Origin of the sequence: Nitrosospira sp. Nsp14, from assembly GCF_900113575.1 — a bacterium.
In the GTDB taxonomy this organism is placed as follows: Bacteria; Pseudomonadota; Gammaproteobacteria; order Burkholderiales; family Nitrosomonadaceae; genus Nitrosospira.
The window spans coordinates 21,336-40,710 of the sequence record NZ_FOPV01000015.1 but is presented as its reverse complement, the minus strand read 5'-3'; the positions used below and the strand labels follow the sequence as shown (position 1 = coordinate 40,710).

The following is a 19,375-nucleotide window of genomic DNA, read 5'->3' as shown; positions in this document are numbered from 1 at the left end:
TTGCACTTCACGGCCAACAGGGGCCGCACGTTCCGACGCGGACACGTCGCGCGGCTCCATGATGCCCGGGCCCTGCACTTAAATGGCGTTCCCTCGCCGTCCAGACGCCGCATCCGGGATAATGCGCGATGACCAGAATCCGCCTGCAACTCGCGCTCTCTCTCCTGCTCGGCGCGCTGACGGTGCTTGGATTCGCGCCTTTTTATCTTTTTCCGATCCCACTTTTCACGCTGGCGGTACTGTGCCATCTTTGGCGCGAAAGCGCGACATCATTTCACTCGGCTTTGCTCGGCTTTTCTTTCGGCATGGGTATGTTCAGCGCGGGCGTAACATGGATTTACGTCAGCCTGCATGACTTTGGCGCAATGCCCGCGCCAATCGCAGTGCTTGCTCTTATCTTTCTTTGCGCTTATCTGGCATTGTTCCCTGCGGCTACAGGGTGGGCGCTAAAGCAACTGCGCGTCGCGTCTCCAATAATCTGGGCGTTGGCGGCAGGCGCGTTGTGGGCATTATCTGATTGGTTGCGAAGCGTACTGTTTACCGGCTTTCCATGGCTGACCTTGGGTTACTCGCAAGTACCGCAGAGCCCGCTGGCGGGTTTTGCTCCCGTAGTGGGCGCATATGGTATCTCGCTCATAGTTGTATGCAGTGCCGCGCTCCTCGCACTGCTTTTTCAAGCGAAACTCCGCGACCGGCGCTATTTTTTACCTCTGCTCGCAATCTGGCTCGCCGGTTTCGGCTTGCAGCATGTCCACTGGACTGAGCCCCTAGGCGAACCGGTAACGGTAAGCCTGTTACAAGGCAATATCTCCCAGGATATGAAGTGGCGCGCCGATCAGATCGTTACCTCGATGGACACTTATGCCCGGCTTTCAGCAGAGAGCAGGAGCCGCCTGATCATTACCCCGGAAATTTCAGTGCCATTGTTCCGCGACGAGGTGGCGCCCGCTTACCTGGCCCAGCTTGCCAACCATGCAAGACAGAATGATGGGGATATTCTTGTCGGCATGGTTGAAGCGCCGAGCGGGCGCAACGAATATTACAATTCCATGTTCAGCTTCGGCACCTCCCCCGATCAGAGTTATCGCAAACATCACCTCGTTCCATTCGGTGAATTCATCCCGCTAAAGCTGGTGTTCGGATGGGTCATCAATGTACTGAAAATTCCTCTGTCGGACTTTTCGCGGGGCGGACTCGACCAGCAACCCATGAACATCGCCGGACAGCGCGTGGCAGTGAATATCTGTTATGAAGACGTGTTCGGCGAAGAGATCATCCGCCAACTGCCTCAAGCCACACTGCTCGCCAACGTCAGCAACGACGCCTGGTTTGGTCGGTCAATCGGGCCACGGCAGCACCTGCAGATCTCGCAAATGCGCGCTTTGGAGACCGGACGCTACATGCTTCGCGCCACCAATACGGGCGTGACAGCCATCATCAATGAACGTGGAGTCGTGCTGCAACAAGTAGAAGTCTTTACCACAACCGCGCTGCACGGCATGGCACAGGGCTTTGCTGGCGCGACCCCATATGTCCGCTTCGGCAACAGCCTGGTGTTGGGACTGGCGGGAATGATATTGTTCGCTGCATTGTTGCCGGCGTCCCGCGGCAGGCGCAAAAACCTGTAAAATTCGCTATCGTGGCAGGGTTCCAGCGCAAGCCGAGCAAAATCGTTTACGCTCTTACGGGTAGATACCTTGCCCTTTCACCCCGTTTCCGGCGATGCGCGAGCCTTCTATTGCATCGTTAAAACCAATATAAAAAATCTCTACGTTCGATGCCCACATTTCAGGAAACCATTCTTACACTCCAACAGTATTGGAATAAGCAGGGTTGTGCACTCCTCCAACCCTACGACATGGAAGTGGGCGCGGGAACCTCACATACTGCAACGTTTTTACGAGCGCTTGGCCCGGAACCCTGGAAGGCTGCATACGTGCAGCCTGCGCGTCGGCCAAAAGACGGCCGCTACGGCGAAAATCCGAATCGGCTGCAGCACTACTATCAGTTTCAGGTCGTGCTGAAGCCAGCACCATCCGACATTCTTGAACTTTATCTCGGCTCGCTGACAGAGCTCGGCCTGGACCTGAAACAGAACGATATCCGCTTCGTCGAGGATGACTGGGAAAACCCGACTCTCGGCGCGTGGGGCCTGGGCTGGGAAGTCTGGCTGAACGGGATGGAAGTGACCCAGTTCACGTATTTTCAACAGGTAGGCGGCGTGGGTTGCAAGCCAATTACAGGCGAAATTACCTATGGCCTGGAGCGGCTCGCAATGTATCTGCAGGGGGTCGAAAACGTCTTCGATCTGACCTGGACCGAAGGCCTTTCCTATTTTGACGTATACCACCAGAATGAAGTCGAGCAATCGGCCTACAACTTCGAGCATAGTAACGTCGATTTTCTGCTGCACGCCTTTGCCGCCCATGAAGGCCAGGCGAAATATCTGGTGGAGCAGGAACTGGCGTTGCCGGCATATGAGCAGGTATTGAAAACCGCCCATACTTTTAACCTGCTGGACGCGCGTGGCGCAATCTCCGTGACCGAACGGGCCGCATATATTGCGCGAATTCGAGACTTGGCGCGCAGCGTGGCCCTGTCCTATTACGAGAGCCGTAAACGCCTTGGTTTTCCGATGGCGCCTCGCGCGTGGGCGGAGCCGTTGCTGGAGAAGATAGCTTGAGTAACGCCGTCCGAAACCTGCTGGTGGAACTACTCGTCGAAGAGATGCCCCCGAAGTCCCTCTGGAAATTGGGGAACAGTTTCGCCACCGAACTATTCGGGCAGCTGAAGGCACAAGGCTTGCTGGAGGAAACGAGCCGCGCTACAGCTTATGCGTCCCCCCGCCGACTCGGCGTGCACATTACCGATGTCCGCTCCGGTACGCCTGAGCGCGTGGAAAAGAAGAAACTGATGCCGTCGTCGATTGCATTCAATCCGGACAGCAGTTGGAGCCAAGCGCTTCGGAAGCGTTTGGCAAAAGATGAGATCGGTGAAATTGACATCGAGCGCGGAAACTTCAGCCTGGTGCGATCCGTTGACGGCACGACTGAGTATGTCTACCTTGAGGGAACGAACGGGGGTGAGCCTCTACGTGAACTTCTCAACCTGTGCCTGATTGTCGTAATTAGAAACCTGCCCATCCCGAAGGCCATGACCTATCAGCTCGCAGATGGCTGGACGGATGAAACGTTTGTGCGCCCCGCGCACGCACTTGTCGCACTGCATGGGACAGACATTGTACCCATCAAAGCGCTGGGTCTAACTGCAGGCCGTGCAACCAGAGGGCATCGCTTTGAGGTGAACGATAAGGCAGTGGAACTAAGGAATGCCGACAGCTATGAACACCAACTGGAGACTGAAGGCGCCGTTATCGCGAGCTTTGTAAAACGCCGTGATGCAATCATACGCCAGCTGAAGGCCGCCACGGCCGAGGAAGGCCTGAATATGATCGAGGATGAAGCGCTGCTGGACGAAGTCACTGCGCTGGTTGAAAGACCCAACGTGCTGGTGGGGACGTTTGACCGGACATTCCTGGATGTGCCGCAGGAATGCCTGATTCTCACGATGAAAGCAAATCAGAAATACTTCCCGCTCCTGGATGAAAATGGCAGGCTCTCCCATAAATTCCTGATCGTTTCCAACATTCGTCCGCCTGATGCCGGCGAGATCATTACTGGCAACGAGCGGGTGCTGCGGTCGCGTCTGGCAGACGCTAAATTCTTCTTCGATCAGGATCGAAAGAAAACGCTGGCATCGCGTGTGGAAGGATTGCGCCGCGTCGTGTATCACCATAAGCTTGGTACACAGGCGGAGCGGGTGGAGCGGATATGGGCTGTAGCGCAGGCGATTGGATTACAGTTGGGCGGCAACGAGCTGGCCGCACAAGCCGGTGAAGCCGCGATGCTGTGCAAGGCCGACCTGCTGACGGATATGGTGGGCGAGTTTCCGGAGTTGCAAGGCATAATGGGCCGCTATTACGCCAAACACGACGGTTTGTCCGACGATGTGGCAGATGCAATTGAAGATCATTACAAGCCGCGTTTTGCAGGAGATGAGCTGCCCCGCAATTTGACAGGCATCAGTGTGGCGCTGGCGGATAAGCTGGAAACGCTGGTTGGCATGTTCGGCATCGCCCAGATTCCGACAGGAGATAAAGATCCGTTCGCTCTGCGCCGGCATGCGTTGGGTGTCATTCGCATACTGATCGAACAGGAAGTGCCGCTGCCTCTGGATACATTGCTGCGGGAAGCGGAAAATGTCTTTAACCGACGTATCAACGATACCTCGGAAACGCTGAACCGTTTCATCTACGAGCGGCTTCGCCACTACTTCAGCATCGAGTCGTTTGATGAACAAGCGCTTGAATCGAGCAAGCGAGTTTCCGTGGAACCTGCGGACCGTATTTTCTCTCCACAGCAGATCGATGCTGTGCTAGCCCTGCGCCCTCAAATGCTGCACGATGTCAAAAAACGCTTGTATGCCGTCCGCGCTTTTGCGGCATTGCCGGAAGCAGAAAGCCTCGCTGCCACCAACAAGCGGGTCGGAAATATCCTTAAAAAAGCAGATGTAAGTATAAACGCCGAGGTGGACGCCGCGCTGTTACAAGCGCCTGCGGAACAGGACTTGTACCACGCGTTGAGCCGCATTGCGCCCGAGGCCGAGAAGACATTCAGAGACGGCGATTACAGTACATCCTTGCAGATACTCGCTGGACTGAGGGGCCCAGTGGACGGTTTTTTCGATCACGTCATGGTCAACACCGAGGATGAGTCGCTTCGTCACAACCGACTGGCGTTACTTGCCCAGCTGCAGCAGGCAATGAACCGGGTCGCAGATATTTCAAGGCTGGCATGAAACTCGTTATTCTCGATCGTGACGGCGTTATCAATTATGACAGTGACGCCTTTATAAAGACCCCCGACGAGTGGAAACCAATTCCTGGCAGCCTTGAAGCTATCGCCCGCCTGACCCAGGCAGGTTTCAGGGTGGTCGTGGCAACAAATCAGTCCGGTATCAGCCGTGGGCTCCTGGATATGGTGGCCCTCAACGCCATTAACGACAAGATGTGCAAGGCCGTCAACCAGACAGGAGGGCGGATTGATGCAATGTTTTTCTGCCCGCACGCGAGCTCGGACCATTGCAATTGCCGAAAGCCCGCCACAGGTATGTTCAAAGAGATCTCGGACCGGTTCGGCCTGGAGCTGAAGGGGGTGCCAGCGATCGGCGACTCGCTGCGTGACTTGCAAGCCGCAGCCGCAGTCGGGGCGGAACCGTTCCTGGTACTGACCGGCAAAGGCAACAAAACGACCGCGGCCGGCGGATTACCGGAAAACACTAAAATATTTCCCAACCTCGCCGCCGCCGTTGATGCCTTAACGCAATGAATTCGGTTCTGACGGTGCTGCGCTCGACGCTATACAGTTTGTTGCAGATTATCATCACCCCGCTTTACTTTCTCATCATATTGGCTGCGTTTCCTCTTCCACCGATCCGCCGCTATCGCATTACGTCTGGCTGGGCTCACATAATGTTGTTTCTGCTCCGCCTCATCTGCGGTATTCGCTACCGAATCAAAGGCGTCGAGCACATTCCCGCGGTTCCAAGCATTATTTTATCTAAGCATCAATCCGCCTGGGAAACACTCGCCTTTCAGCAGATATTCCCCGCTCAGGTCTGGGTTCTCAAGAAAGAACTGTTGCGGGTGCCATTTTTTGGCTGGGGTCTCGCCTTGACCAGCCCGATCGCCATCGATCGCAGCTCCCGTAAAGCTGCACTGAAACAGATCGTCGAACAGGGAAAAGACCGGCTTAAGCAAGGATTCTGGATAGTAATTTTCCCGGAGGGGACACGCATTGCCCCGGGGAAAAAGGGCAAATACGGCATTGGCGGTGCGTGGCTTGCAACCCACACCGGGGCGCCGGTGGTGCCAGTTGCACATAATGCAGGCGAATTCTGGGGCAGGAATTCTTTCCTGAAGCTGCCCGGAACAATCACGGTAAGCATCGGCGAACCGATCGATCCTGCAGGTATGGAACCCGGCGATCTCAATACCAGAGTCGAAGCCTGGATCGAAGCGGAGGTGATCCGCATCGGCGAGGCCGCCTGATCGCGCCATTCAAACATCGCATAAACAGTGTGAGCATGAAAAAAGCTTTAACGAGAACCCAAAAAGAAAAGGGGCTAAACGCCGGGGAGCTTCGCCGTATCCGCCTGAACGGCCGCGAGGTCACATATACCCTCATGCGCTGCAGAAGACAAACAATTGGTATGAGGATAGATCGCAGCGGTTTGACGGTTCGCATTCCGGTCAGGGAAACCATGCAGTGGGTTGAATCAGTCCTGCAGAACAGAGCAGATTGGATCGTTACAAAGCTGAATGAATGGAAAAACAGGAAACCTCGCGGGCCCGCATGGGAGGAGGGAAGCATTTTTCCATTGCTGGGAGAACCTTGGCGAGTGACCGTTACGCCAGCCGGAATGGTGCGCATGATCCCCCTGCAGACAGGTGCCGGGGAAGAGGAAAAGCAGCTTAACTTACCGCTTCCATCCCTGCTGACCGCGCAACAGATAGAGCGCGCCGTGATGGACTGGTATCATGATCATGCGCAGGAATGTTTTAGCAAGCGCATGACGCTGTACGCAGAAAAGCTTGGCGTTGCACTGCCTCAGCTACGGCTATCTCGTGCCCGAACCTTGTGGGGAAGTTGCCACTCAAGTGGGATAGTCCGCCTTAACTGGCGCTTGATCCAAAAGCCACTCGATCTTGTGGATTATGTCGTGGCCCACGAATTGTCCCACCTCATCGAAATGAATCACTCGCCCGCGTTCTGGCAAATGGTGGGAAGCGTATATCCCGACTATAAGGCCGCAAGGAAGCGCTTGCGAACGGCTGGCTAATGATGCCTCTTGAGTCGTCACCCAGCAATCGCCGCCAAGAATGATAACTTCCTGCCATTTCCCATACTGCTGTGCATGGCCGGAGCGGCCGCTTTACTGGAACAAATCGAAGTCCAGTTTGAACATGTGGTGTTGGGGATTGCCGAGCTCGATAAGTCTTCCCGGTTGCCACTGATCCAATTCGATCATGACAATACTCATCTTGATACTCTCCTAGACTTCCGCGGCGCCACTGCTCCTGCAGCCCGATGGCGGCCTTCCCATCGCTGTATGTGACGGCCATGTGGCTGGCGACTTCTTTATGGTAGTATTTTGTATTCCCGTTTAGTAACGATACTCCATGCGCACCTTCTGCACTACGGTACTGATACTCTTGCTGCTCAACGCGTGCGGCCTGAAGGCTCCGCTCTATCTTCCCCAGGAAACAAAAACACCGCAACCTCAGCAATCCCAAGATGAAGAGAAGCGGAAGTGAGTCACGCCGCACCCTTCAACTATCGTAATGCCAAGCTGAATTGCGAATCGGCCCAACTCGACTTCATCGCCCGCGAATTCGGAACGCCGTGTTACGTTTATTCGCGCGCGGCGCTTGTTGCCGCATTCGCCGAATTTGACACCGCGTTTGCCGGCCGTGACCATCTAGTATGCTATGCAGTCAAGGCCAACTCAAATCTCGCCATCCTCAATCTATTTGCCGGACTCGGCAGCGGTTTCGATATCGTGTCCAGCGGTGAGCTGCATCGGGTATTGAAAGCGGGAGGCGATCCGGGAAAAGTTGTATTTTCTGGGGTGGGAAAACGCCCTGATGAAATGCGGGCGGCGCTGGCCGCAGCCATACTCTGCTTCAATGTGGAATCGGCAGCGGAATTGAAGGTTTTGAATCAGGTGGCGCGAGACATGAATAAGATCGCGCCAGTGAGCCTGCGGGTCAACCCCGATGTCGATGCCAAAACTCACCCCTATATCTCGACTGGGCTGAAGGAGAACAAGTTCGGGATTCCGTTTGAAGAAGCCGAAACGGTTTATGTCTCTGCGCAGAGCCTTACCAACATCCGCGTTACCGGCTTGGATTGCCATATAGGATCGCAACTGACTGAACTCGATCCTTTTATTGCAGCCTGCGGCAAAATGCTTGGACTACTGGACCGCCTTGAAGCCCGGGGCTTACGAATTGGTCATCTGGATCTAGGCGGCGGTTTGGGGATTTCCTATTCCCGTGAAACACCGCCTCTGGCGCGGGAGTACGTGGCTGCGTTGTCCGGCTGTGTAGGCCGCCGCAAGCAGCGCATCCTCATCGAGCCCGGCCGCGCAATGGTGGGAAATGCGGGTTTACTGCTCACCCGGGTCGAGTATCTGAAACATACGCCGCACCGGGATTTCGCCATTGTGGACGCGGCGATGAACGACCTGATGCGCCCTGCGCTCTATGATGCATATCATGAAATTCTTCCGGTAATCGCCGCGAACGCGGACAATGCCATACCGTATCAGGTTGTTGGTCCGGTGTGCGAGACCGGCGATTTCCTCGGGCACGACCGCAATCTTGCGCTGTCGGAGGGCGATTTACTCGCTATCATGTCGGCCGGCGCTTACGGCATGAGCATGAGCTCGAATTATAATACCCGCCCACGCGCGGCTGAGGTGATGGTGGATGGCGATCAATGCCATCTGATCCGCGAACGCGAATCACTGGAACAACTGACCGCACAAGAACGAATTCTTCCCGCGCGAATTCCCGGATAAACCCGCTTACCACAGAGAAGACGCGATAACGAGCCGTCTTCATCGTGCGCATTCCAACACCTCATAATGTATGATGTCACAACTACCATTACCACTACCGCTCGTAGCAACGGAGTCCCATATTTGCTAGACCAGAAAAAGAGTGGCAAGACCCAGGAAAATGAAAAAGCCGCCGCTATCGGTAACAGCCGTGATCAGCACGCTGGAGCCCGTGGCGGGATCGCGACCCAATCTGTAGAGGGTTAGCGGTATTAGCACCCCCAGTAGTGCGGCCAGCAGCAAATTGAGCATCATTGCCAATGTCATAACAAGACTGAGAGCCATGCTGTGGTAAATAAAATAGGCAAATAAACCCACCACTCCTCCCCACACCAGGCCATTTACCGCACTCACCGCCAACTCCTTGGCGAATAGCGTACGCGCATTGCTGACATTGACTTGTCCTAACGCGAGCGCTCGTACAATCATGGTGATGGTCTGATTGCCGGAGTTGCCGCCAATGCCGGCGATAATGGGCATCAAGGCAGCCAGCGCCACCAGTTTTTCGATCGAATCCTCGAATATGCCGATGACGCGCGATGCAATGAATGCCGTTACCAGATTGATCGCAAGCCATGTCCAGCGGTTCTTAAAACTCTTCCATACGGGGGCGAACAAATCCTCCTCTTGCAATAAGCCGGCGAGACTCAGCGCTTCGCTTTCCGACTCCTCGCGAATGAAATCCATCACCGCATTCACTGTCACGCGTCCCACCAGCTTATCCTCAGCGCCAACCACCGCGGCCGATACAAGGTCGTAACGCTCGAACGCCTGGGCCGCTTCGTGCGCCTTTTCATTCGGGTAAAGCATCACCATCTGCCTTGACATCACTGAGCCAACTTGCCCGTTTGGATCGCTCACGAGCAAGCGGTTGATCGGAAGCACGCCTCTGAGATGTTCGTTGCGATCTACTACGAACAGTTGATCGGTATGATCCGGCAACTCATCCAGCCGGCGCAAATAGCGCAGCACCACTTCCAGTGTTACGTCCTCGCGGATAGTAACCACGTCAAAATCCATCAACGCCCCCACGGAATCTTCGGGGTAGGACATCGCGGCGCGTAACTTCTCTCGCTCCTCCATGGGAAGCGACTGGAACACATCATCAAGAATATACTGCGGAAGATCAGGCGCCAGATCGGCGATTTCATCCGCGTCCAGCTGCTCGGCTGCGGCCAGCATTTCGCCGCTGTTCATGGTGGCGATCAGCGTTTCGCGCACCGCATCGGAAACCTCCAACAGAATTTCACCGTCTCGCTCAGCCTTGACCAGATCCCAGATCAAGAGACGATCTTCAAGCGGCATGGCCTCCAGGATGTAAGCAACGTCGGCAGGATGCAGCTTGTCGAGAAGTTTTTGCAGTTCCGCCAAGTTCTGCTTATGCACCAACGCTTCCACCAGATCATGACGCGGCATTTGCTGCGTATGCACGAGGCCTTCCACCAGCTTATGCTTGTGCAACAGATGGAGCACCCGTTGCAAATGCTCTTGCACGTTGTCTGTTTCCCTGAGGTGGTTTGCTTTTGTCATGGCGGATAGCCTTTGGAAACCTCTGCACAAGCCGAGCGCGGACGCAACGGCAGCCCTATGATGGAGTATGCGCTGGCCGCGCAACACCATTTTTCTTCGCAGACGCCTGAAGCGGATTATCTCCCCGCAACCGCTATTCCTCTCGGAGTGCGATTAAAAAGGGCTTCACCGCCGTATTGCGCGCCTGATACCGCTATTAAGATAATTAAGGCGAGTTAGGTCTTCGCGAGTGATCGGCCAGCATGTCGGATTTTACCAGCAGGCCGCTCCGCTAGAGCTTGTTCCCGTTTCCCCGGACGAGATAGGATTGTCTGATTGTCGGAAAACGAGGGCAGGTATTATGACAGGGAGGGGAGCGAACTCAAAGCGGGTATTCGGGGAGTGTGGACGAACCGAAATGTCAGGGAACGGTTGCCGACGGCATTCGCCTAAGAATGATTCCGGTTTTCTTCAACAACCAGGGCGTGTTGCGATTAAGGTCATAAAACCGGGGATTGGGAATCATGGCGGCAAGACGAGCGGATTGTTCCGCGCTGAGGGAAGATGCTGAAACGCCGTAATAATAGCGGGTGGCCGCCTCCGCACCAAAGACGCCGTTGCCCCATTCAATCACGTTCAGATAGATCTCTAGTATTCTTCGTTTGGACATTACTTTTTCCAGCATAAAGGTGATAACGGCCTCCTGGAGTTTGCGCCCAGGGGTCTTCTCTCCGGAAAGGAACAGATTTTTGGCGAGTTGCTGACTGATGGTTGAACCACCCGCAACTACGCGGCCTTTTTGTAGGTTTTTCTGGTAGGCTTTTTGCATGGCATCGAAATCAAAACCTTCGTGGTCCGGGAACTTGCCATCCTCGGCCGCGATAACCGCTCGCTTGAGGCTTTGCGCTATCTGCTCGTAGGGTACCCAGCGCACGCGTAACATCGCCGCGGGATTTTTCTGTTGTAGCGAACCCAACCGGTCGCGCATAAAAGCGGTGCTGGAAGGGTTGTAAGCGTTCCAGTAAACCACGTGGCCAAATATCCACAGCTGGTAAGCCAGAACCGCTGCCAGGAAAAGGAGAAAGAGACGCAGAAACCAACGCTTGAGGAATCGCACGCTTCAGACTATCTCGGCTGAGATCTGAGCATCTCGATGACCGGAGCCGTTTTTGGCCTGATCCCCCGCCATATGAAAAAGGATTCGGCCGCTTGCTCAATCAGCATGCCCAGGCCATCAACAAATCGCGCCGCGCCCTGCTCCTGCGCGAATTGCAGAAACGGCGTATGCCCGGTCCCGTACATCATGTCATACGCCAGGGCGCCTTCGGCGAAGATACCCGACGGCAGAGCAGGCAATTGCCCCTTGAGGCTGGCGGAGGTGGAGTTGATGACAAGATCAAACTGCTGGCCTCGAAGATCGGCATAATCGCACGACATTACCGCTCCGTAGCGGGAAAACCGTTCCTGCAACTCGTTCCCTCTCGGCCGACTACGATTTACGATCATGAGCATGCGTGGCTGGTGTTGCAGCAACGGCAGCAATACTCCCCGAGCAGCTCCACCCGCTCCCATGAGCAGAATCCGGGCCGCGCGGAGCGGAAATTGCAGGTTGCCTGAGATGTCGCGTACCAACCCCGCGCCGTCGGTATTATCGCCCAGAATAAAGTTATAACCGAATGCAAGCGTGTTAACCGCCTGCGCAGCCTCGGCTCGCTCGGTCAGCCGATCGGCGAGCTTGCAGGCTTCCAGCTTGAATGGAACGGTCACATTCAAGCCTTTTCCGCCACGCTGCGCGAAACTTGCAACAGTAGCTGAGAAGGCATGCTCCGGAGCAAGTATCGCCTCGTAACGCATGCTCTGACCGGTTTGCCGTGCGAATGCCGCATGGATCAGCGGCGACTTGCTGTGAGCCACGGGGTTGCCGATAACGGCATAGAGGTCAACATTATTCAACGTACAAGAAGCTTCTGAATAAGTCGTCGATGCGCTTGCCCTGCTGGGCATAATCGCCCAGCATCGGAATTCAGTTTTCCTGCGGGAACGTCAGACTGGGCCAAGGACATTCTGCGCGCTCCGACCCGGCGATACGGCGGTCATTCACTCGCCAGTTGATCGGCGCGGGTAAATACCCAGGTGCGGGTAATATGCAGAACGTCGATATCGCGGCTGATGTCAGGCGGAAACGGAGCGAATCCGTTTTGCCCGGCCAGTTTTACAATCCGCACCGCTGCTTCATCCAGCATCTTTTTTCCCGACGGCCGGTTGATCTCGACCGATTCCAGGCCACCATCAGACTTTATACCCACGGTCAGCTGCAGGCTTCCATAAAGCTTCTCTCGTTTGGCTGCCTCAGGGTAGTTAAGATTCCCGATGCGTTCCACTTTGAGGCGCCAATCCTCAACGTAACGCGCAAAGCGGTAGTCCTGGGTGCGCGCCCCGATGAATTTGCGTTTGGGCGGCTTTTGGTAGGCGTCATAGCCACGGGAAGCCTGGGCTTCCAGCCGGGCGATCTCAAGGCTGCGCTGAACCAGATCAGTCGCATCGCCGATGTTCTGGTTCTGTTCCGGCTGAACCGCAAAGGGATCAGATGGGTACGTCCTCTCTTCGCTATCGGGCGCAGTAATCTGTTGCTGCGCTTCCTGTTCAAATTGTTCCGTTTCTTGCCAGGCTGACTCCCCGTCCACCATGCGTTTGTGCTGTGGAGCGGACGGAAAAGGCATTTTGGTACCGCTGCTGCGATCAGGATTGACCCTGCCATTCAGATTGGCCTGCGCGTTGCCCTTATTAGGTCTTGAGATCGAATTTCGGTTTATCAGCACCACCTCCAGCGGGAGAGCGGCGTGCTCATTCTTTGTCGATGGAAACTGGAAATTGACACCGAACAACACTATGGCGTGCAGAATAACTGACAGGAATATTGCCACGTTCAGGCGCGACGACGTCCCGAACATCCCGCCAGGGGGTATCTGGGAACCAGGGCCGGAGATGGTGGGGACAGCGCTCAAATCTGAAAGGAGTACGCGAATCAGGCGGTAGAAGTGCCGTCATTGTAAACAATAACCGCCCGCCCGTCACAGCAACTCGCCCATTTATGACTGCAATTTCCGCAGGAATTTGGCGTGGAAGGTGAGTTCCAGCAAGTCGATCTGGGAAACCTCTATTTCAATATTCGTTTCCGGAGGCAGCTCAGGGAGCGAGGATACGCGTGCAACCAGCGGCAACCGATCGAATCTGACCAGATTTTCTTTCAATACCTGTCCGCTCATCGCCACGACGTTTTCCTGCAATAGCCAGCGCAAGCACCAATAGCGTTCCATGCTGCGCTGAAAATCCCCATATATGTCGTATGCGAGCTCAAAATCGCGCATGGATGTTTTCAAACTTTCGCAATCTCTTGCGTAAGGCGGCGGTTCTCCACGCAAAAGGGCAACCAGTTGGCGCTGATTGATGAAATCGACGTAACGGCGCATGGGAGAGCTGATCCAGGCATATTGAGCAACCCCCAGACCCTGATGAGGCGCAGGAGAAGTGCTCATCCTCACCTTTCCGTTACCCTGGCTGCGATAGATGCCGACGATGCTGTGGTTCGCGAGTTCCCTGCCCCATTCGGAATTCACATAAATCATCAGCTCCGACACCACCTTATCCATCGGCGACCCACGCCGGCGTTGGCCGATTGCAATACGGTCATTCGTAACACTGAAATTGTAATCGATCTTTTCGTTATTGCTGTCGTTGGCCTTTCCGCGTGTGGCCTCCATCTTGCACGCAAATTTCCATAACGTGAACAATTCCTTGCCGAAAGGGTGATCGACGTTACCGCTTGCCAGACTCGATTCGTTGAAGTGCTCCTCCAAAGTGTCGTGTCTCAGGTTGGCGGCCACTCTCACCTGTTCGATGCGGCTGTTTGTCGAGATGATCGTAAAGTCGTCCGCCACGTCCAGATACATCGAAAGCGCCGGACACACCCTCTGTTCGCACAGCGTATAATGCTGTATCACGGCTTCGGGCAGCATGGTGATCTTGTAGCCAGGGAGATACACTGTGGACAGACGCTGTGCCGCTGCTGCATCCAGCGGCGAGCCTGGGGGAATACCCAATGTCGGGATCGCAATATGAATACCGATACGGAAGCTGCCTAAAGTCAGCGGCGTGACGGAAAACGCATCGTCAATCTCGGTTGTGGTGACATCATCTATGCTGAATGCCATCACATCCGAAACTGGTAAATCGACCGGATCGATCAACTCGCCGGCATCGACGCTTCCAAAGCCCGTGCCTGCGGGAAAATGCTCAAGCAGAAAACGGTTGAGATGATAGTCATGCGTAGAAGGTATTGCCCCACACTTCTCAAGCAGTTGGGAAACGCTCAGCTTGGTTGAGGCGCAAGCTGTTTCGAGCGCCTTCCACTCGACTGTATTCTTGTCGGGCCGGTAAAGCAGATTGAAAAGCGCTGGCTTGAATTCTTCTGGTAGCGTAAATTTTTCCAGGAGCTCGATATAGCGCGCCTGCTGTTCCGCCTGCCGGCGTTTTTTTTCCTGACTCGCAAGCGCTGCTTCAAGTGCTTTGGGTGGTGCAGCCTTATATCTCCCGCGTCCCTTCTTATAAAAATACATGGGCGCACTATGTAGCCGGATCAACACCGCCGCTGCTTCCTCAGGCGTCGCTGCGTGACCAAAATAATCCGCAGCCAGCGTATCGCTGGCGAACTCCGCTTCACTCTCGCAGCACTCCCAAAGAAAATTCGGGTCCAGATTCTCCGCGGTTTTTTGCGCAACATCCATAAACTCTGACAGAGATGGTGCGTCAAAGCGCAGCAGCACCGAAGCCGCTTTTATTTTTGCGCGCTTGCCGTGTGGCGCCTCTACGTGAAGCGACGTCGTATTGTCGGCGAGGACCGAACCTACTTTAAAAGTGCCTTCCTCTTCGTAAAAAACGTTCAATGTTAGGAGAGCCTACGAATTAAGAAACAAGTTTCGGGAACTGCCGGTTGCACACAGATGACCACATACCGCAAAGTGCGGGCCCTGCGCGCCGGGATACGAGCGCGCTTGTGAACTGCGCTAGCTGACCGCAACCCTTCCTATGAGTTTTTGCTACAGGTGAAACTTCGTGATTCATGGCAGTAAAACCGTACACCCGCTCGGTCCAGGAATCCGGGTTTTGGCGGGACCGTTTACCGCCGCCTAAAATTATAGCCTGAACCCGTCCTCCGCAGGACGAGCCTGGAACCGGATAAACGCTTTAGTACAAGACCGGGAAGCTTGCCCATGCCCATCACGCATGTCGGTTGCATCTGGCGATACGAATGCCGGAGCGGAGGAAATTTCCCCTCGTTGGAGTGTAACGACGGTTAAAAGTTTTCCCTCTGCTTCAGATTTGTGCCTTCCCGACCGTAGGTTAAACAGGCTCGTTGCATCTGCGCGTAACATTCGGTACTTCTCTCGCCGCTGATGCAAAATCGCCCCCTTGTAGCGGCTTTTCAGCACTGGTTGTTACCGGCCAGTCGAGTCGAGCGAGACGTCAGGTCCAGCTTGAATCTCAACAGTAAATTTCGTTAGCTGCCTGGTTTTGGCGGGGAATCCACTATAATGAATGGAATAGGAACCATGCTCTTGCTCATCTTTAATCATCTCGGTCAGAAGGGGGTCGCTTTGAAACAGTGTTTCGTCGCGTCGGAAAACCGGCGCGTATTCCTTGTTCCTTTATTATTTGTTGTCATCGCCCTCCTGCCCGCGTGCGCATCGCTTGACACTGATCCGGACCGGGGCGCAACAACGGTGAAGCAGGATATCTTTGGCGATCACTTTGGCACAGTGGAGTATCTCCCACAGAACTGGAAGCCTGCGGACAGTTTATGGTTCTATACCGTAACGCAGGGATCGAACATGCTGCCCTACGATTTCTTCATGGTACTGGAGAAAAAAGGCGATTCCGAGCCGTTTCGATCCAACGACAACATGAATCGCTACCGGTATCTTCCGCAAAAACCGACTTCGAGCAACCCGGACGGACTACCAGTCGGATTCGTTAAAGACACCTACAAAGGCAATGATTATATCGGTCTGACATGCGCTGCCTGTCATACCACCCAGATAAATTATCAGGGAAAAGGTATCCGTATTGATGGGGGACCGGCAGGCGCGGATATGGAAACCTTCATGGCCGATATGGTACGCGCCTTGAAAGCAACGCTGGAAAATGACGGTGCGCGTGAGCGATTCGTGAAAAATGTAATGGCACGGGGGGCATACAAAACTGAAGCCGACGTCAACGCCGACCTCAGGAAATATACCGACCGCCTAGCCAATTACATCACCATAAACTACAGTACGACCCACTACGGATACGCACGGCTGGACGCCTTCGGACGCATTTACAATCGGGTGCTGGAGCACATCATTACGGCAAGAGAGCTGCGAGAGCTGTTGCGCGACCCACGAATAGTCAGGCCAGGGGCGATAAGTCAGGAGGAATTGGAGACGATATTGGGCCCTGACGGCGACAACATCCTTACTGGAGCCGAGCGCGATCAAATCCTGGCCAACCTTTTGAAGACTTTGGGCAAGAATAATGAGTGGGAATCGCTCGGACGCCTGAGAAAGAAGCTGTTCAACGCACCCAATGCACCGGTCAGCTACCCCTTCCTGTGGGACACGCCTCAGCATGATTACGTCCAATGGAACGGGTTGACTGAAAATTCGGGTTTGAAAGCAATTGGACGCAATGCCGGGGAAGCGATCGGCGTTTTCGGTACGCTGGACTGGTCGGAACGCAAGGGATTCTCGATATCCTCTCTCGTCGCCGGAACGGGTTTCTACGGAAACCATATCAGCTATAAATCATCAGTCAATGTCCTTAATCTTCGTCGTATCGAATCACGCCTGTGGCAGTTGCAATCGCCGGTCTGGCCGGAGCATATACTTCCACCAGTCGACAAGACTCTTCTCGCGAATGGCAGATCGCTGTTCAACAAACATTGCGTGAGCTGCCACACGCGAATTGTGCGGGACGACCCGGACCGACGTGTCGTGGCACACATGGCGCGAGCCACCGACACGGGGACGGACGCCCAAATGGCTGAAAACAGCGTAAATTACCAGGGTTTCTCCGGTATCTTGCGCAACCAGTATGTAAACGTCAGTGTCGGCGATATCCTGATCGACCGCCGGGCACCGGTTTCAGCGCTGCTGACCCGGGTTACTCAGGGTGTCATCGCAACCCCGGAACCCGATAAGTGGTTTCTACAGCGTTGGATCGAGTGGGCCTACAATCTGTCGACCGGTTATCGCGACAATAAAATCAAGGCTTCCATCAAGCACGGTGATTACGATCCGGATACCACCGCCAATCCCGTCGCATCGCTCAAATCGTATAAATCCCGGCCGCTGAATGGCATCTGGGCAACGGCACCCTATTTGCATAACGGGTCCGTTCCAACCCTCTATGATTTATTGCTACCGAAGAAACGTCCGGGCGACCCGGAAGGCGGAGAGTACCGTCCTGACGAGTTTGAAGTCGGTTCGCGCGAATTCGACCCCGTGAAAGTCGGCTTCAAGAGTAGCGGTTATGGCGGCTTTGTCTTTAATACCAAAGGGATCAAGGACGATAAAGGTGGCTATACGAAAGGAAATAGCAACGCCGGCCATGAATACGGGGCGAGGCGCCTCGCCAATGAGGCTGATGGGCTGGTGGATCAAAAAATCAAAGATCAGTGTGCCGACGAAACCATCAAGGATCAGGATTTGGACGCATCCATTAAAGACAAGTGCCTGTACCCCATGTCAAGGGAGGAGCGCCTGGATCTGCTCGAGTATTTGAAAACGCTATGATTCCGATTAATTTGATTCTGTTTCGACTACCATAACAAAGTTAATAGGGAGCCACCGATGAGCACAGCCAGTTACCTGGAGCAGTACGACGCCGCTGCCGATACAGAAAAATCATATCTCGCGCGGCGCTGGATTGATACCGAACCTCTACCATTTTTCAAGGAATTACGCCAAAAACGTCCCATTCTCGTGACGCCGAAATTTACCCTGGTCACGCGTTTCGACGAGGTCAGGGAAGTGCTGAGCATGCCCAAGGTATTCACGGTGCAGCCATATGCTCCAAAGATGGCCGATTACCTGATGATGCATGACGACGACGCGCTGCACACACGCGAGAAATCCCTCATGCAGTCCATGCTGAATCGCGACGATCTCCCAAAAGTGCGAGAAATGGTCGCGAATGTCTCAAGGGAGATACTTGACAATGCCAGCGGCAATATCGAGTTGGTGAACAGCTATTGCCGCATGGTGCCGGCAACGCTGGTGCGGGAATATTTCGGACTTACCGGAGCGAAACGCCGCGATTTGATCGAGTGGTCGTACTGGAATCAGGTCGACACTTTTCACAATCAGCCCTTCGATTTGCTACCCCCCGAGAAGTCGCAGTACATTATCGACAAGCATAACGAAACTTCAAAAGAACTGGGTAAATTCATTGTCGAGCTTATCGCCCGCCGCACCCTGCAAGTCAAGGCGGAGGAACTTACCTTCTCTACCTTGGTGCGTCTCGATGACGATATCGTCACCAGAATGTTGCGGACCGATTTTCCGAAACAGATGGATTTCGATATAAAGCGCCTGGGACTGAATGCGGGCGGTCTATTGATCGGCGCTATCGAGACCACTGCGCAAGCGGTTGCACAGGTCGTGCAGTATCTGCTGGATCGGCCGGAATGGGTGGCCAAGGCAAAAACTGCCGCACAAGCGCAATCGTCCGCAGAATTCGATGGCTACGTATGGGAAGCTCTGCGTTTTGTGCCTATCACGCCGTACTTATTTCGTACCACCGCGAGCGATTATGCGGTGGCCAAAGGAACCGATCATGAAACAGTGCTGCGTACCGGTAGCCATGTTCTGCCCGTCACGCTATCTGCCATGTTCGATGAGCGCGCGTTCGACAAGCCCGACGAATTCATGCCGCAGCGCAACTGGTATAACTACTTTCATTTCGGTTTCGGTAGTCATGAATGCCTGGGCCGGTACGTCGGCCGGGAAATGATCCCCGAAATGGTGCGCCAAGTCCTTGTGAGGGAAGGTATCAAGCCAAAGGCCCCGATCGATTACAAGGCGGGCCCCTTCCCCGAACAGTACGATCTTTCCTGGACGACGCAATAAAGCAGCATCGGTCCTGA

15 protein-coding genes are annotated in these 19,375 nt (G+C 54.6%); 10 read left to right on the top strand and 5 right to left on the bottom strand.

What is annotated here, in order from left to right; all coding sequences use genetic code 11:
• Positions 1-128: 128 nt before the first annotated feature.
• From lnt to lysA, 8 genes are all read left to right on the top strand, one after another.
• Complete coding sequence (gene lnt, locus BM022_RS10695; RefSeq protein ID WP_091139181.1) at positions 129-1,628, top strand: apolipoprotein N-acyltransferase; 1,500 nt, start codon at positions 129-131, stop codon at positions 1,626-1,628.
• Positions 1,629-1,777: 149 nt separating this feature from the next.
• Positions 1,778-2,683 carry a glycine--tRNA ligase subunit alpha gene (glyQ, locus tag BM022_RS10690; protein WP_091139179.1) on the top strand — a complete coding sequence of 302 codons (906 nt, stop codon included), beginning with the start codon at positions 1,778-1,780 and terminating at the stop codon, positions 2,681-2,683.
• Complete coding sequence (glyS, locus tag BM022_RS10685; RefSeq protein WP_091139178.1) at positions 2,680-4,857, top strand: glycine--tRNA ligase subunit beta; 2,178 nt, start codon at positions 2,680-2,682, stop codon at positions 4,855-4,857. Before glyQ ends, glyS begins: the two co-directional genes overlap by 4 nt.
• On the top strand, positions 4,854-5,387 hold the full coding sequence (gene gmhB, locus BM022_RS10680) for a D-glycero-beta-D-manno-heptose 1,7-bisphosphate 7-phosphatase (RefSeq protein WP_091139176.1): 534 nt from the start codon (positions 4,854-4,856) through the stop codon (positions 5,385-5,387). Before glyS ends, gmhB begins: the two co-directional genes overlap by 4 nt.
• A complete protein-coding gene (locus BM022_RS10675) occupies positions 5,384-6,109 on the top strand; it encodes a lysophospholipid acyltransferase family protein (protein WP_177191697.1) in 726 nt (241 codons plus the stop codon). Before gmhB ends, BM022_RS10675 begins: the two co-directional genes overlap by 4 nt.
• A gap of 35 nt (positions 6,110-6,144) precedes the next feature.
• On the top strand, positions 6,145-6,900 hold the full coding sequence (locus tag BM022_RS10670; protein WP_177191696.1) for a M48 family metallopeptidase: 756 nt from the start codon (positions 6,145-6,147) through the stop codon (positions 6,898-6,900).
• Between the two features lie 340 nt (positions 6,901-7,240).
• Positions 7,241-7,375 carry an LPS translocon maturation chaperone LptM gene (locus tag BM022_RS16455; RefSeq protein ID WP_371264325.1) on the top strand — a complete coding sequence of 45 codons (135 nt, stop codon included), beginning with the start codon at positions 7,241-7,243 and terminating at the stop codon, positions 7,373-7,375.
• Complete coding sequence (gene lysA / locus BM022_RS10665) at positions 7,372-8,643, top strand: diaminopimelate decarboxylase (RefSeq protein ID WP_091139174.1); 1,272 nt, start codon at positions 7,372-7,374, stop codon at positions 8,641-8,643. The genes BM022_RS16455 and lysA overlap by 4 nt, the downstream gene beginning before the upstream one ends.
• A 126-nt stretch (positions 8,644-8,769) precedes the next feature.
• Here lysA and mgtE read toward each other — a convergent pair whose 3' ends face one another.
• The 5 genes from mgtE to BM022_RS10640 all read right to left on the bottom strand — a co-directional run bounded on the left by mgtE (position 8,770) and on the right by BM022_RS10640 (position 15,134).
• A complete protein-coding gene (gene mgtE / locus BM022_RS10660; protein WP_091139172.1) occupies positions 8,770-10,212 on the bottom strand; it encodes a magnesium transporter in 1,443 nt (480 codons plus the stop codon).
• Between the two features lie 400 nt (positions 10,213-10,612).
• Positions 10,613-11,308, bottom strand: a complete 696-nt coding sequence (mtgA, locus tag BM022_RS10655; protein ID WP_091139171.1) for a monofunctional biosynthetic peptidoglycan transglycosylase — start codon at positions 11,306-11,308, stop codon at positions 10,613-10,615.
• An 8-nt stretch (positions 11,309-11,316) separates the two neighbouring features.
• Positions 11,317-12,144, bottom strand: a complete 828-nt coding sequence (aroE, locus tag BM022_RS10650) for a shikimate dehydrogenase (RefSeq protein WP_256209124.1) — start codon at positions 12,142-12,144, stop codon at positions 11,317-11,319.
• 140 nt (positions 12,145-12,284) lie between these two features.
• Positions 12,285-13,142: an energy transducer TonB gene (locus BM022_RS10645; RefSeq protein WP_091139167.1), complete on the bottom strand. Its 858-nt coding sequence runs from the start codon at positions 13,140-13,142 to the stop codon at positions 12,285-12,287.
• A 138-nt stretch (positions 13,143-13,280) separates the two neighbouring features.
• A complete protein-coding gene (locus BM022_RS10640; RefSeq protein WP_091139166.1) occupies positions 13,281-15,134 on the bottom strand; it encodes a ribonuclease catalytic domain-containing protein in 1,854 nt (617 codons plus the stop codon).
• A gap of 666 nt (positions 15,135-15,800) precedes the next feature.
• On the opposite strand from BM022_RS10640, the gene BM022_RS10635 reads away from it, so the two are divergent.
• Both BM022_RS10635 and BM022_RS10630 read left to right on the top strand, forming a co-directional pair.
• Positions 15,801-18,023, top strand: a complete 2,223-nt coding sequence (locus BM022_RS10635) for a di-heme-cytochrome C peroxidase (protein ID WP_256209123.1) — start codon at positions 15,801-15,803, stop codon at positions 18,021-18,023.
• Positions 18,024-18,080: 57 nt separating this feature from the next.
• Entirely contained in the window at positions 18,081-19,358 is a 1,278-nt protein-coding gene (locus BM022_RS10630; RefSeq protein ID WP_091139164.1) for a cytochrome P450, read from the top strand.
• Positions 19,359-19,375 lie beyond the last annotated feature (17 nt).

Bases quoted from the DNA above. Each gene is read 5' to 3' on its own strand.
- BM022_RS16455 (WP_371264325.1), top strand. From the start codon at position 7,241: ATGCGCACCTTCTGCACTACGGTACTGATACTCTTGCTGCTCAACGCG.
- BM022_RS10645 (WP_091139167.1), bottom strand. From the start codon at position 13,142: ATGTTCGGGACGTCGTCGCGCCTGAACGTGGCAATATTCCTGTCAGTT.
- lnt (WP_091139181.1), top strand. From the start codon at position 129: ATGACCAGAATCCGCCTGCAACTCGCGCTCTCTCTCCTGCTCGGCGCG.
- BM022_RS10670 (WP_177191696.1), top strand. From the start codon at position 6,145: ATGAAAAAAGCTTTAACGAGAACCCAAAAAGAAAAGGGGCTAAACGCC.
- mgtE (WP_091139172.1), bottom strand. From the start codon at position 10,212: ATGACAAAAGCAAACCACCTCAGGGAAACAGACAACGTGCAAGAGCAT.
- BM022_RS10635 (WP_256209123.1), top strand. From the start codon at position 15,801: ATGCTCTTGCTCATCTTTAATCATCTCGGTCAGAAGGGGGTCGCTTTG.
- glyQ (WP_091139179.1), top strand. From the start codon at position 1,778: ATGCCCACATTTCAGGAAACCATTCTTACACTCCAACAGTATTGGAAT.
- BM022_RS10675 (WP_177191697.1), top strand. From the start codon at position 5,384: ATGAATTCGGTTCTGACGGTGCTGCGCTCGACGCTATACAGTTTGTTG.
- BM022_RS10630 (WP_091139164.1), top strand. From the start codon at position 18,081: ATGAGCACAGCCAGTTACCTGGAGCAGTACGACGCCGCTGCCGATACA.
- gmhB (WP_091139176.1), top strand. From the start codon at position 4,854: ATGAAACTCGTTATTCTCGATCGTGACGGCGTTATCAATTATGACAGT.